Raw genomic sequence first — 14,096 nt, forward strand, 5'->3', positions numbered from 1 at the left:
CCCTTCCCATGCTCCGCATGGGCCCCTTCCCTCCCCCGCCTTCGGCAAGGGAGGGATTTATTCCCTCCCCTGCGAAGCGGGGGAGGGTTAGGGAGGGGGCAAGACTCCGCACACCCCGAACGCCCTAAAATCACAGAGCACACCCATGCACACCCCCACCCTGTTCGACAGCGTCTTCCTCGGCGGCTTCGAATGCTCGACGCACCGGCGGCACGACGGGCGCCGGCTCGACCTGATCGCGGCGACCGGCCACGACCGGCTGGCCACGCAGGACTATCAACGCATGGCCGCGCACGGCCTGCGCAGCGTGCGCGACGGCGTGCGCTGGCACCTGATCGAGACCACGCCGGGGCACTACGACTGGTCCAGCCTGCTGCCCATGGTCCGGGCGGCGCGGGAGGCCAGGGTCCAGGTGATCTGGGACCTTTGCCATTACGGCTGGCCGGACGACATCGACATCTGGCGCCCCGCCTTCGTGGAGCGCTTCGCCCGCTTCGCCGGAGCGACCGCGGCCCTGCTGCGCGACGAGGGCGTTGGCGGGGGCGTGGAGGCGCCCGCCTATTGCCCGGTCAATGAGATCTCCTACTGGGCCTGGGCCGGCGGCGACATGAAGCGCTTCAACCCGATGGCCGAGCGCCGCGGGGCCGAACTCAAGCACCAGCTCGTCCGCGCCAGCATTGCGGCCATCGACGCGATCCGCGCCGCCGATCCGCGCGCCCGCATCGTCCAGGTCGATCCGGTCATCAACGTGCTGCCCCGCCCCGACCGCAAGGGCGACGCCGGGGCTGCGGAGGAGGCCCGGCTGGCCCAGTACGAGGCGTGGGACATGATCGGCGGCCACGCCTGGCCGGGGCTGGGCGGCAAGCCGGAGTATCTGGACGTGATCGGGGTCAACTACTACTCCGACAACCAATGGTTCCTGAAGGGCGGCACCATCGGGCGCGACGACCCGCGCTACCGCCCCTTCGCCGACATCCTGGCGGAGGTGCACCGGCGCTACGACCGCCCGGTCCTGGTGGCCGAGACCGGCGCCGAGGGCGACGCCCGCGTGTCCTGGCTCGACTATGTGACGGGAGAAGTGATCGCGGCCCTGAAGGCCGATGTGCCGGTGGAGGGCGTCTGCCTCTACCCGATCCTCGACTATCCCGGCTGGGCCAACGACCGCCATTGCGAGACCGGCCTCTACGGCCTGTGCGACGAGGACGGCGGGCGTTGCCTGTATCAACCGCTGGCCGCCGCCCTGGAGCGCGCGGAGGCCCGCGTCGGCGCGCTGCTGGGTGAGCCCCAGTATCAGGCGGCTCAATGAGCGGTTCCCACACGGACACCATCCCGGACCGCCCAGGCCGCTTCCTGCTGCGCTACATCCGGCGGCGGCCCTGGTCGTTCGGCGGGCTGTTCTCGGTGATCGTGGCGGCGGCGGGCTGCGCGGTCGCCGTTCAGTACGGCATGAAGCTGCTGATCGACGCCATGGCCTCCCCCGACCGGGCGGTGGCGGACGTCTGGACGCCGCTCGGCCTGTTCCTGGGCTTCATCGCGGCGGAGAACGTGCTGTGGCGGCTGGGCGGCTGGCTCGGCTGCCGGACGGTGCTGGCGACCGGCGTGGACATGCGGCTGGACCTGTTCCGGCACCTGACCGGCCATTCGATGCGCTACTTCTCGGAGCATCTGGCCGGGTCGCTGGGCAACCGCATCGCCGCCACCGAGAACGCCGCCACAACCATCTTCCGCACCCTGACCTGGAGCATCGTCCCGCCGGTCACCGACTTCCTGGGGGCGGTGCTGGTGCTGCTGACCATCCATTGGGGCATGGCGGCGGCGCTGGTGATGTTCGCCGTGGTGGTCGCCGTCGCCATCGTCGGGCTGGGGCTGCGCGGGCGGACGGTGCACCACGCCTTCGCCGAGCAATCCGCCCGCACCAACGGCGAGCTGGTCGACGTGGTGTCCAACGTCTGGACGGTGAAGGCCTTCTCCGCCCGCGGGCGGGAGCGCGAGCGCCTCCGGCAGGCCTTCACGGTGGAGGCCGGGGCGCACCGACGGAGCTGGATGCATCTGGAGAAGACCCGCGTCGTCCATGACATCTGCCTGTGGGTGATGGCCGGGTCGATGCTGCTGTGGGCGCTGCTGCTGTGGCGGGACGGCACGATCACCACCGGCGACGTGGTGATCGTCAGCGCGCTGACCTTCCGCATCCTGCACGGCTCTCGCGACCTCGCCTTCGCGCTGGTCACCGCCACCCAGCAGGTCAGCGCCATCGACGAGAGCCTGCGGGTGATCGCCCGCCCCCACGACGTGCTCGACCCGGTGCCGGCCGAGCCCGCCAAGCCCGGTGGCGGGGCCATCGCCTTCGAGCGGGTGTCCTACCGCTATCCCGAAGGGCGCAAGGTGCTGGAGGATTTCAGCCTGACCATCCCGGCCGGGCAGAAGGTCGGGCTGGTCGGCCCGTCGGGGGCCGGCAAGTCCACCATCATCAGCCTGATCCAGCGTCTGGACGACGTGCAGCGCGGCGACATCCTCATCGACGGCCAGCCGCTGACCGCGCTCGCCCAGGACGACCTGCGGGCCAAGATCGCCGTGGTGCCCCAGGACATCGCGCTGTTCCACCGCCCGATCCTGGAGAACATCCGCTACGGCCGCCCCGACGCCAGCGACGAGGAGGTGTTCGAAGCGGCGCGCCACGCCTTCTGCGACGGCTTCATCCGCCAGTTGCCGGAGGGCTACGGCACGCTGGTCGGCGAACGCGGCGTGCGGCTGTCGGGCGGGCAGCGGCAGCGGCTGGGCATCGCCCGCGCCTTCCTGAAGAACGCGCCGATCCTGATCCTCGACGAGGCGACCTCGGCCCTCGACACCCAGTCGGAGCAGGAGATCCAGGCGGCGCTGGCCGATCTGGCCCAGGGACGGACGGTGGTCGCGGTGGCGCACCGCCTGTCCACCGTGTCGGCCTTCGACCGCGTGCTGGTCCTGGTGGACGGCCGCATCGCCGAGGACGGCAACCCGACGGAGTTGCGGCGGCGCGGCGGCTTGTTCAACTCCTTGTGGCAACTTCAGGCGCAGGGCTTCGCGGCGGAATAGCCGGAGCCTGCCCGGCGGCCCCCGACCGTTGCACGGGAGTCGCATCGGCCGGAACGGTTACGGAAAACGGACCTTCGACGAGCTATCTTTCCGGGCGTCGTGTGTTAAGACACCAGACGCAACCTCGCCTCGGCCCGAAAGCTCGATGAAAGCCACGACCGACGACAGCATCCTTGGAATTCAAGCGTTTGTTCCGTGCACGAACCACGGAGCCGGTGCATGACGGATCTGCCGGTGATGGGTGGCCCCGCGATTGGTGAGCGGACGACGGGGGGCGATCTGGATTTCCTGTCCGGCGGGGGCGAGATGGGGGAGCGGATGCGTTCCCACGACTGGGCGTCCACGACGCTTGGTCCGCCGGAGGGCTGGCCGCAAAGCCTGCGCACCATCGTCAGCGTCGTGCTGTCCTCCCGGCAGGCGATGTTCGTGGCCTGGGGGCCGGAGCTGGCCTTCCTCTACAACGACGGCTACATGCCGATCTTCGGGTCCAAGCACCCGGAGGCGCTCGGCCGCCCCTTCGCCGAGGTGTGGTGGGACATCTGGGACCAGATCAAGCCGCTGGTCGACCGCACGCTGGCCGGCGAGGCGTCCTGGTACGAGGACCTGCTCATCCCGATGGAGCGCCGGGGCTTCCGCGAGGACGCCTGGTTCACCTTCTCCTACACCCCGGTGCGCGGCGAGGACGGGCGCATCCCCGGCATGTTCTGCGCCGCCATCGAGACGACCGCGCAGGTGCTCGCCGCCCGGCGCACCGATTTCCACCTGAAGCTGGAGGCCCGGCTGCGCCAGCTCTCCAATCCGTTCGCCGTTGCCGCGGCGGCGGAAGAGGCTCTGGGCCGTCACCTGGGGGTCAGCCGCGTCGGTTACGGCGTGATGGACGAAACCACCCGCTTCTTCACGACCGAGCGGAACTGGACAGACGGCAGCGTCGACCATCAGGCCGGCACCCATGACCTGCTGAGCTTCGGGCCGGAGCTTCTCGACACGCTGCGCAGCGGCGGGACGCTGACCATCCACGACGCCGCGGCGGACCCGCGCTTCGCCACGCCGGACCGGCAGGCCGCCTTGGCCGCGCTGAACATCGCCTCCGCCATCACCACCAGCCTCGTGAAGAACGGGCGGATGGTCGCCCTCCTCTACGTCCACGACCGGAAGCCCCGGCACTGGCACCCCGACGAGGTCCGTCTGGTGGAGGAGGTGGCGGAGCGCACATGGTCGGCGCTGGAGCGCGCCCAGGCGGAGGAATCGCTGCACCGCGCCAACGCCCGTCTGGCCGCGGAGGGTGAGCAGATGCGCAACCTTTTCCGGCAGTCGCCCAACTTCATGTGCGTGCTGCGCGGCCCCGACCACGTGTTCGAACTGGCCAACGACTCCTACCGCCAACTGGTCGGCGACCGCGCCCTGCTCGGCAAGACCGTGCACGAGGCCATGCCGGAGGTCGCCGGCCAGGGCTTCTTCGAGCTGCTGGGCCGCGTCTACGACAGCGGGGAGCCCTTCGTCGGCCACGCCCTGCCGGTGCGGGTCGCCCGCCACCCCGGCGCGCCGGTCGAGGAACGCTTCATCACCTTCATCTACCAGCCGATCAAGGACGCCGACGGGCGGGTGACCGGGATCTTCTGCGAAGGCAGCGACGTCACCGAGGCCAAGCACGCCGAGAACGCGCTGCGCGACCTGAACGCCACGCTGGAGCAGCGCGTCGCCGAGCGCACCGCCGACCGCGACCGCATGTGGCGCCTGTCCACCGACGTCATGCTGGTGGCGCGCTTCGACGGCACCATCAGCGCCGTCAACCCGGCCTGGACCAGCCTGCTGGGCTGGGCGGAGGAGGAGCTGGCGGCGCACAGCTTCCTCGACTTCGTGCATCCGGACGATCTGGAGCGCACGCGGGCCGAGGCGGCGCGGCTGAGCGCCGGGCACACCACGCCGCGCTTCGAGAACCGCTACCGCCACAAGGACGGGCGTTATCTCTGGCTGTCCTGGGTCGCCGTGCCGGACGACCGCTTCATCCACGCCGTGGGCCGCGACATCACCGCCCAGAAGGAGGCCGACGCCGCCCTGCGGCAGACCGAGGACCAGCTTCGCCAGGCCCAGAAGATGGAGGCGGTCGGCCAGTTGACCGGCGGCGTGGCCCACGACTTCAACAACCTGCTCCAGGCGCTGGAAGGCTGCCTGTCGATGATCGGGCGCCGCACCGGGGAGCCGCAGGTCCACGCCCTGCTCGACGCCGGACAGCAGGCGGTGGGGCGCGGGGCGAAGCTGGTGCAGCAGCTCATGGCCTTCGCCCGGCGCAGCAGCCTGCGCCCGGAATCCATCGACGTGCGCGACCGGGTGCTCGCCATGTCGGCCCTGCTGGAACGGGCACTGCGCGCCGACATCGCGTTGGACCTGCGCCTCGGCGACGATCTCTGGCCCGTCGAGGTGGACCCGACCCAGTTCGAGCTGGCGGTCATCAACCTCGCCGTCAACGCGCGCGACGCCATGCCGGCCGGCGGACGGCTGACGGTGGAGGCGGTCAACACGCTGTTCGCGCCGGGCGATCCGCGGGGTGTGGAGGGGGAGTTTCTGCGCCTGTCGGTGTCGGACACCGGCTGCGGGATGCCCGCCGCAGTGGCCGCCCGCGCCTTCGAGCCCTTCTTCACGACCAAGGACCTGGGCAAGGGGACCGGGCTGGGGCTGGCCCAGGTCTACGGCCTCGCCCGGCAGTCCGGCGGCACCGCCTGGATCGACAGCGCGCCGGACCGGGGCACGGCGGTGCATCTTCTGCTCCGCCGTTCCGGCGTGGCTCCGGCGGAGGAGCCCGCCCTTCCCGCGGCCTGCGTCCCGCCGCCGGACGGGGCGCGGCGCTACGGACGGGTCCTGGTGGTGGAGGACGACCCCATCGTCGCCATGACCGTCAGCACCGCGTTGGAGGATGCCGGGTTCGCCGTGCTGTCCGCCGCCAACGCCGAGGAGGCGCTGCCCCACCTGACGGACGACGGGGTCGACGTGCTGCTCAGCGACGTGGTGATGCCCGGCGGGATGAGCGGAATCGACCTCGCCCGCGAGGCCCGCGAGCGGCGGCCCGGCCTGCCGGTCATCCTGGCGACCGGCTACAGCGAGGACATCGCCCGCGCCACCGGCATCCCGGTGCTGACCAAGCCCTACCGGATCGACGATCTGGTCGGGCGGATCGACGCGATCCTGATGGGCCAAGCGAAGGAATAAAGAAGTCGCGGAATAAAAAAAGCGGAGCCCCCGGGGGGACTCCGCCTTGGCCGGCCGCGTTCCGGTCCTCAGATGTGGTCGGAGGACAGGATGGCCTCGGCGTCGCCGCCGGTGCCGCGGCCTGGCAGGACCGCGTTCAGGACGACGCCCATCAGCGCCGACAGCGCCATCGAGGAGACGACGAAGCCGCCGTCGCCGAACTTCAGCGACGCCCCGCCGATGCCGATGACCAGGATGGTCGAGGAGATCAGCAGGTTGCGCTTGTCGCCCAGATCCACCTTGCCCTCGATCAGCGTGCGGATTCCCGAGGAGGCGATGACGCCGAACAGGGCGATGGACACGCCGCCCATCACCGCCGTGGGGATGCTCGACAGGAAGGCCGACAGCTTGCCCACGAAGCCCAGGATGATGGCGAGCGTCGCCGCGCCGCCGATCACCCACACGCTGAACACGCGGGTCACCGCCAGAACGCCGATGTTCTCGCCGTAGGTGGTCGCCGGGGGACCGCCCAGCGCGCCCGCCACCATGGTCGCCACGCCGTCGCCGAACACCGAGCGGTGCAGGCCCGGATCGGCGATGAAGTTGCGGCCGACGACGCGGCTCAGCACGATCTGCCCGCCGATGTGCTCGGCGATGGTGACCAACGCCACCGGCGCCACCAGCAGGATCATCGCCCAGGCCGAGACGCCCTCCTTCATGCCGGAGAACAGCAGGTGGAAGTCGGGCATCCGCAGGAAGGGCGCGGCGGCGACCGGTCCGAAATCGACCATGCCGAAGACCACGCCCAGGACGTAGCCGGTCAGGATGCCCAGCAGGATCGGCACCACCGTGAAGAAGCCGCGCAGCACGATCGAGTAGAGGAAGATGCTGCCCAGTGTCGCCAGCGCCAGCAGGAAGTGCGGCAGGCTGTACTCGCCGCCGCCCGCGGTGTTCTGCGCCATGCCCACGGCGACCGAGGCGAGGCCGAGGCCGATCACCACGATCACCGGCCCGACGACGATGGGCGGCAGGATGGCCAGCAGCCAGCGCACGCCGAAGGCGCGGATCAGCAGGGCGACCGCCACATAGACGGCACCCGCCGCGCAGGCCCCGACCAGCGCGCCGCCGGTCCCGCCGATCTGGGTGGCGGCGACGATCGGGCCGATGAAGGCGAAGGAGGAGCCCAGATAGGCGGGCAGCCGCCATTTGGTGAAGGCCAGATAGATCAGGGTGCCCAGACCGCTGGTGACGAGCGCCACCGACGGGTCGAGGCCGGTGAGGATCGGCACCAGCACGTTGGCGCCGAACATGGCGAACAGGTGCTGGAGGCTGAGCAGGAGGAAGGTGGCCGGGGGCGGACGGTCGTGGACGTCCAGCACCCGGTCGCGCGGGGCTGTCATGAACTGCGGTTCCCGTGTCGGTGGTTGCGCGGCAAGGGTTACTCCGCGACGGCCTGCCCGGTCAAACGCCACCATGCGGAATTTTTCGGCACAAGGCCCCTTAGAGCCCGACGGCACCGTCATAGGCGTGAAATTATTCAACCGTTGCCTAAGCCATAGACCATTCGTTAGTATGTCGCTTAACAAAATTCCCGTGAATGGACATGACATTGCGTTCCTGCACGCGATGCGGGTTTGAACACTTGCTTTTAGAGTGATTGAAGGCATGGCCGACGAACTGTTTGCACAACTTACAGACACCCTTTCGTCGGCGAAGACGGTGGAGGAGCTGACGCGTCCCCTGCTGTCGCTTCTGGAACTGGTGACGGAGCTGGAGGCCACCTACCTCACCCGGATCGAGCTGGAACACGGCATCCAGCGCATTCTCTTCTCCTGCAACACCAAGACCCTGACCATTCCCGAAGGGCTGGCAGTTCCGTGGGAGGGCACGCTGTGCAAGCGGGCGCTCGACGAGGGGAAGCTCTACACCGACGACGTGCCCAGCTGCTGGGGCGACTCCGAGGCGGCGGCGGCGCTGGGCATCCGCACCTATGTCAGCACGCCCGTCCATCTCGACGACGGCAGCCTGTTCGGCACGCTCTGCGCCGCCAGTTCGGAGCGCAAGCCGCTGACGCCCAAGGGGGAGCAGGTGCTGCGCCTGTTCGCCTCGCTGATCGCCCTTCATGTGCAGCGTGAACAGCTTCTCTCCCAGTTCCGCGACCTGAACGCGGCGCTGGAGTCCTATTCCTACACCGACGCGCTGACCGGCCTGCCGAACCGGCGCGCCGTCGTCGCCGAACTGCACCGGCTGTTCGCCATGGCCGAACGGGCCGAACAGAGCGTGCTGATCGGCTTCATCGACCTGGACGGATTCAAGGCCATCAACGACACCCACGGGCACGAGGCCGGCGACGAATTCCTGACCGAGGTGGGGCGGCGCATCGGCGCGGGGCTGCGGGCCGGCGACACGCTGGGCCGGCTGGGCGGCGACGAGTTCATCGTCGTCGGCATGGGCGCCACGCCCGGCGCCGAGGGGGATGACGCCGCCGACGCACTGCGCGAGCGGGTGGTGCCGCTGATCCGCGGCGCCTATCGTCTGGGCGGCTGCGCCTTCGACTATCCGGGTGCCAGCGTCGGGGTGGTCAGCGCCGACCCCGGCACCACGACGCCCGACGACGCGCTGCGCGCCGCCGACGCCGCCATGTATGTGCAGAAGAGGATCCGGCGGGCCGCCCGGGCCTGACGCCGTTTCGGCGACGGTCCCTTACGGACCGCCGGCCGCGCTCCACGGATCGGGAGCGGTCACTTCATAGGGCTGGGCGACGCCGCCCATCGACATCGCGTGGACGGAGTTGCTGCTGAAACCGCAGGCCTGCTCCGGGTTCACGCCGCTGTTGGGGCGGAAGGCATAGGGGCGCGGGGCATCGGGCGACACCGAGGTCGCCTTGGTGCGCACGACCAGCCCGTGGCCCGACGGAACGCTCTGCTCCACCCAGACCCACAGGACGTCCGGGTTGTCGCGGAAGCGGGCCAGCAGGGTGGACAGCGCTTCCGTGCAGGCGGCGTGGTCGAGCTGGTGGGCGCCGCGGTCGATGATCGCCGAGGCGGGTCCGGACGAGGACGCGTCCGCAGGGTTCCAGGTAAACGCCATGAGACCGGACAGCGCGATGCCAGCGATGGAGGTTCCCCAGAGGACACCGGAGTCGAAACCGGAATCGTCGTGACGGCTCGAATGATCGCGCATCGTGGTCCCTCTACAAAACACTCAACCGCTGCAACCGGCGTCTGCGTGTCCCCATCTTTTTGACAGGAAGGCAGGCCCGTGACGTTGATCCAGGACAAGCACCTCACGGCCTCGCCCAGTTCGTTGTTTATTGTGCACCGCAACATCGGCCCGTCAACACCCGCCGCAAGCATGGCAGGGCTGATTCCGCGCGCTTTCACGCCCGCGTGGCGATGAACGCGGCAATTTGCCGCTCCTCCGTGCCGGAGCACCGTGACGACCGGCGGATACGCCGTCGGCCGGTAGGTCCCCAGACAACGGGACCGGCGGCGTCATGGTTCCCCGCCGCCGTCCGATTCGCCAACAAAGTCAGTTGGTTATATTTACGCACATTCAGGATTACAAACGAATGGGGTCCTTCAATCCCACGCCCGGCCCACGCCCGGCGGATCGATTGCGGACGCGTTGATGCCATTCCCTTTCACCCGCGCCGGCGCCGCGCGCTATGGTGCGCCCGGCGACCGGCGGACCGGCAAGAGTCCGGGGCGCCCACAAGACGAGCACGAAGACAAAGAGCACGAGAACCGGAAGGGACGAGCATGAGTGACGAGACCCCCAGCCGCCGCGCCGCCGCGGCCTTCGCCCAGACCGCGGAATCCGGAACACCGGTCCCCTTCGCCGATCTGGTGGCGCTGCTGGAGCGCATCTTCCTGCGCCACGGCACGTCGGAGCGGGTGGCGGCGATCCTGGCGGAGAACTGCGCGTCCTGCGAGCGCGACGGCTCGACCAGCCACGGCGTGTTCCGCATTCCCGGCTATGTCGGCTCGCTGAAGAGCGGCTGGGTGGACGGGCGGGCCGAACCGACGGTGGAGGAGGCCGGTCCCGCCTTCCTACGCGTCGACGCCGCCAACGGCTTCACCCAGCCCGCCTTCCTGGCCGCCCGCGACCGCTTCCTGGCGATGGTGCGCGACAACGGCGTCGCCGTGATGGCGATCCGCAACTCCCACCATTTCAGCGCCCTGTGGCCGGATGTCGAGCCCTTCGCGCGGGAAGGGCTGGTGGCGCTCTCCTTCGTCAACAGCTTCGCCTGCGTCGTGCCGCCGGGCGGCAAGGCCGCCGTCTACGGCACCAACCCGATGGCCTTCGCCACCCCGGTGGCCGGCGGCGACCCGATGGTGTTCGATCAGGCGGCCAGCTCCATGGCCAACGGCGACGTGCGCATCGCGGCGCGCGAGGGGCACAGCATCCCCGCCGGCTCCGGCGTGGACCGCGACGGCAAGCCGACCACCGACCCCAAGGCCGTTCTCGACGGCGGCGCCTTGCTGCCCTTCGGCGGCCACAAGGGCGGCTCCATCGCCTTCATGATCGAGGTGCTGGCGGCGGCGCTGACCGGCGGCAAATACTCGCGCGAGGTCGACTGGTCGGCCCATCCCGGCGCCGAGACGCCCTGCACCGGACAACTCTTCATCGTCATCGACCCGGAGCGCGGCGGAACCGGAGCCTTCGCCGACCGCGTCGCCGGCCTCATCGGGAACGTCAAGGAAGCGGGGCAGGACCGCATGCCGGGCGAGCGCCGCTACGCCCGCCGCGCCCGCACCCTGCGCGACGGCATCCCGCTGGCCCCCGCCCGGCTGGCCGAGCTGCGCGCCCTGGCCGGCGACGCCTGATATCCCCTCGCTCCTTCACATCCGGTCGGTTCCCGCCATGACGACGCCCACCATCGCCACCCTGTCCCGCCAGCTCGACGATGGCGCCACCACCAGCCGCCAGCTCGTCGATTCCGCCCTCGCCGCCATCGCGGCCGGGGGCGAGGAGGCGCGCAAGACCTACACCGCCCTGCACGCCGATCAGGCCCGCGCGGCGGCGGACGCCCAGGACCTGCTGCGCCGGGCCGGGCAGCACCTCTCGCCGCTGGCCGGCCTGCCGATCTCGGTCAAGGACCTGTTCGACGAGGCCGGGCACGTCACGCGGGCCGGGTCGCGGGCACTGGAGGGCGCCGCCCCCGCCGCCCGCGACGCCGACGCGGTGGCCCGGCTGCGCGCCGCCGGGGCGGTGGTCGTGGGACGGACCAACATGACGGAGTTCGCCTTCTCCGGCGTCGGCATCAACCCCCATTACGGCACCCCCGGCAACCCCACCGATCCCGCGCGCATCCCCGGCGGCTCGTCGTCGGGCGCCGGGGTGTCGGTGGCGGCGGGCCATGTCCCGCTGGCGCTGGGCACCGACACGGGGGGCTCGATCCGCATTCCGGCGGCGCTCTGCGGCATCGTCGGCTTCAAGCCGACGCAGCGCCGGGTGTCGCTGCGCGGCGCCCTGCCGCTGTCCTGGTCGCTGGATTCCATCGGGCCGCTCGCCCACACGGTGGAATGCTGCGCCATCGCCGACGCCGTCCTGGCCGGCGAGGCGGAGTGGGTGCCGCCGCCGGTCGGGCTGGCCGGGCTGCGCTTCGCCGTGCCGCAGACGGTGGTCCTCGACGGCATGGAGGATGCGGTGGCGGGCGCCTTCGACGCCGCCTGCCGCCGCCTGTCCGAGGCCGGGGCGCGCATCGTCGAGATTCCCATGGCGGAGCTGGCGGAGATCGGCCCGGCCAACGCCAAGGGCGGTCTGCCCGCGGCGGAGGCGGCCCACTGGCACCGCGACCTGCTGGCCGAGAAGGGCGACCTCTACGACCCGCGCGTCCGCGTCCGCATCGAGCGCGGCCGGACCATGAGCGCCGTCGATTACATCGAGGTGGCGCAGCGCCGCGCCGACCTGATCGCCCGAACCGACCGGACCACGGCGGACTACGACGCGCTGCTGATGCCGACCGTGCCGCTGCTGGCGCCGCGCATCGACGCCTTCGCCGAGGACGCCGACTTCGCGCGTCTGAACCTGCTGCTGCTGCGCAACTGCGCCCTGTTCAACTTCCTGGACCGCTGCGCCATCAGCCTGCCGATGCAGCGGGCCGGCGAGCTGCCCAGCGGCCTGATGCTGGTGGGTGCGGCCGGTGCCGACCGCCGCCTGCTGTCCATTGCCGCCGCGGTGGAGCCGGTGGTGGGCGCCTGAAAAAACGGGGGCGGTGCCCTCGGCCCGCCCCCATCAGAATCCCAGGGCGCAGCCGTCCTTGCGATGGTCCGAGCCGGCGATCAGCAGGCCGGCGGCGTGGTCGATCCAGATCGCCTGCCCGCCGCCCATCGGCTCGTCCCGGCGGACCACCGCGTGGCCGCGGCGCGCCAGCTCCGCCGCGGTGTCCTCGGCCACGGTGGGCTCGATCTCCAACACGCCGTTGAAGGCGAAGCTGCGTGGCTGGTCGATGGCGGTCTGGACGTCCAGCCCGCGGTCGAGCACCGCTGACACGAAGGCGCCGTGCCCGGCCGCCTGATAATGGCCGCCCATCACGCCGAAGGGGCAGACCGCGCGCCCGTCCTTGCGGATCAGGCCGGGGATGATGGTGTGCAGCGGGCGGCGGCGCGGCGCCAGGGCGTTGGGGTGCCCCTCGGTCAGGCGGAAGGAGGTGCCGCGGCTGTGCAAGAGGACGCCGGTCGCCGGGTCGAGCTGGACGCTGCCGAAGCTGTGGAAGATCGAGTTGATGAAGGAGATGGCGTTGCCGTCGCGGTCGACCACGCTGAGGCAGACCGTGTCCTTGTGCTCCGCCTCCGTCCACAGCGCAGGGGTCCGGGCGCAGGCCGGGTCGATGCGGCGGCGCAGGGCCGCCGTCGCCTCCGCCGACAGCAGCGCCGTAACGGCCTCCGACCCGCCCTCTCCCACAAGGACGTCGCGGTGGTGGTAGGCGAGCTTGGTCGCCTCGGCGTGCAGATGGTGGCGGTCGGCGTCGCCGACCGAGGGCGACAGGTCGAAGCCGCCCAGCGCGTTCAGGATCATCAGCGCGGCGAGGCCCTGGCCGTTCGGCGGGCATTCCAGGATCTCGTAGCCGCGGTAGTCGGTGGCGATGGGCGTCACATACGCCGCCCCGTCCTGCGCCGCCGCGAAGTCGTCCAGCGTGTGCAGCCCGCCGCGGGCGCGCAGGAAGCCGACCAGCGAGTCCGCCGTAGCCCCCGTATAGAAGGCGGCCGCCCCGTGCGCTGCGATGTCCCGCAGCCGTTGGCCGAGCCGCGGCTGGGTATGGCGTTCCCCGGCGCGCGGCGCGCGGCCGCCGGGCAGGAAGACGGCGCGGCAGCCCTCGTCCGCCGCCAGCAGGGGGACCGCCGCCGCCCAGTCCTGGGCGACCCGCGGAGAGACGCCGTAGCCCTCCTCGGCGTAGCGGATGGCGCGATGGAAGACCCGGTCGAGCGGCAGCCGCCCATGGTCGGCGTGCAGCCGTGTCCAGGCGGCGACGGCACCCGGCACGGTGACCGCGTGGGCGCCGTGGCGCGGGATCTCGCCGGTGACGCCCAGCCCGGCCAGACGCTCCACGCTCGCGGCGGCGGGAGCGCGCCCGCTGCCGTTCAGGGCGACCACCGGCCCATTCGCCGGAGCGTAGAGGGCGAAGGCATCGCCGCCGATGCCGGTCATGTGCGGCTCGACCACGCATTGCACCGCGACGGCGGCGATGGCCGCGTCCACGGCGTTGCCGCCCGTCGCCAGGATGTCCAGGGCCGCCGCGCTCGCCAGCGGGTGCGAGGTGGCCACCGCGGCCTCCGTCGCCACCAGCGCCGACCGCCCGGGCCGGCAGAAGTCACGCATCACGATGGGGCGCCCTCCGG

The 14,096-nt window shown here is 71.1% G+C and carries 9 protein-coding genes; 6 read left to right on the top strand and 3 right to left on the bottom strand.

Annotated elements, in window-relative coordinates; all coding sequences use genetic code 11:
- Positions 1–145 precede the first annotated feature (145 nt).
- From DXK32_RS22180 to DXK32_RS22190, 3 genes are all read left to right on the top strand, one after another.
- Positions 146–1,306, top strand: coding sequence for a beta-glucosidase (locus tag DXK32_RS22180; RefSeq protein WP_114860494.1), 1,161 nt, complete (start codon positions 146–148; stop codon positions 1,304–1,306).
- The gene (locus DXK32_RS22185; protein WP_114860495.1) at positions 1,303–3,069 is read left to right on the top strand and encodes an ABC transporter ATP-binding protein; all 1,767 of its coding nucleotides are present in this window, start codon (positions 1,303–1,305) and stop codon (positions 3,067–3,069) included. Before DXK32_RS22180 ends, DXK32_RS22185 begins: the two co-directional genes overlap by 4 nt.
- Positions 3,070–3,288: 219 nt before the next feature.
- The gene (locus DXK32_RS22190; protein ID WP_114860496.1) at positions 3,289–6,273 is read left to right on the top strand and encodes a PAS domain-containing protein; all 2,985 of its coding nucleotides are present in this window, start codon (positions 3,289–3,291) and stop codon (positions 6,271–6,273) included.
- Between the two features lie 68 nt (positions 6,274–6,341).
- On the opposite strand, the gene DXK32_RS22195 is transcribed toward DXK32_RS22190, so the two are convergent.
- Complete coding sequence (locus tag DXK32_RS22195) at positions 6,342–7,652, bottom strand: solute carrier family 23 protein (protein WP_114860497.1); 1,311 nt, start codon at positions 7,650–7,652, stop codon at positions 6,342–6,344.
- Positions 7,653–7,917: 265 nt separating this feature from the next.
- On the opposite strand from DXK32_RS22195, the gene DXK32_RS22200 reads away from it, so the two are divergent.
- Positions 7,918–8,934, top strand: coding sequence for a sensor domain-containing diguanylate cyclase (locus tag DXK32_RS22200; RefSeq protein ID WP_114860498.1), 1,017 nt, complete (start codon positions 7,918–7,920; stop codon positions 8,932–8,934).
- Between the two features lie 21 nt (positions 8,935–8,955).
- Here the strand turns inward: DXK32_RS22200 and DXK32_RS22205 are convergent, their stop codons facing one another.
- Positions 8,956–9,435: a hypothetical protein gene (locus DXK32_RS22205; protein WP_114860499.1), complete on the bottom strand. Its 480-nt coding sequence runs from the start codon at positions 9,433–9,435 to the stop codon at positions 8,956–8,958.
- 578 nt (positions 9,436–10,013) lie between these two features.
- Here DXK32_RS22205 and DXK32_RS22210 point away from each other — a divergent pair.
- Positions 10,014–11,081: an Ldh family oxidoreductase gene (locus tag DXK32_RS22210; RefSeq protein ID WP_114860500.1), complete on the top strand. Its 1,068-nt coding sequence runs from the start codon at positions 10,014–10,016 to the stop codon at positions 11,079–11,081.
- Positions 11,082–11,118: 37 nt separating this feature from the next.
- The gene (locus DXK32_RS22215) at positions 11,119–12,459 is read left to right on the top strand and encodes an amidase (RefSeq protein ID WP_114860501.1); all 1,341 of its coding nucleotides are present in this window, start codon (positions 11,119–11,121) and stop codon (positions 12,457–12,459) included.
- 33 nt (positions 12,460–12,492) lie between these two features.
- On the opposite strand, the gene DXK32_RS22220 is transcribed toward DXK32_RS22215, so the two are convergent.
- Positions 12,493–14,076, bottom strand: a complete 1,584-nt coding sequence (locus DXK32_RS22220; RefSeq protein ID WP_114860502.1) for a gamma-glutamyltransferase family protein — start codon at positions 14,074–14,076, stop codon at positions 12,493–12,495.
- Between the last annotated feature and the right edge of the window lie 20 nt (positions 14,077–14,096).

The organism is Azospirillum brasilense (assembly GCF_003349955.1).
Lineage (GTDB): Bacteria > Pseudomonadota > Alphaproteobacteria > Azospirillales > Azospirillaceae > Azospirillum > Azospirillum brasilense_B.

Coding starts and splice junctions, on each gene's coding strand:
- DXK32_RS22195 (WP_114860497.1), bottom strand. CDS start 7,652: ATGACAGCCCCGCGCGACCGGGTGCTGGACGTCCACGACCGTCCGCCC.
- DXK32_RS22185 (WP_114860495.1), top strand. CDS start 1,303: ATGAGCGGTTCCCACACGGACACCATCCCGGACCGCCCAGGCCGCTTC.
- DXK32_RS22215 (WP_114860501.1), top strand. CDS start 11,119: ATGACGACGCCCACCATCGCCACCCTGTCCCGCCAGCTCGACGATGGC.
- DXK32_RS22205 (WP_114860499.1), bottom strand. CDS start 9,435: ATGCGCGATCATTCGAGCCGTCACGACGATTCCGGTTTCGACTCCGGT.
- DXK32_RS22220 (WP_114860502.1), bottom strand. CDS start 14,076: ATGCGTGACTTCTGCCGGCCCGGGCGGTCGGCGCTGGTGGCGACGGAG.
- DXK32_RS22200 (WP_114860498.1), top strand. CDS start 7,918: ATGGCCGACGAACTGTTTGCACAACTTACAGACACCCTTTCGTCGGCG.
- DXK32_RS22180 (WP_114860494.1), top strand. CDS start 146: ATGCACACCCCCACCCTGTTCGACAGCGTCTTCCTCGGCGGCTTCGAA.
- DXK32_RS22210 (WP_114860500.1), top strand. CDS start 10,014: ATGAGTGACGAGACCCCCAGCCGCCGCGCCGCCGCGGCCTTCGCCCAG.
- DXK32_RS22190 (WP_114860496.1), top strand. CDS start 3,289: ATGACGGATCTGCCGGTGATGGGTGGCCCCGCGATTGGTGAGCGGACG.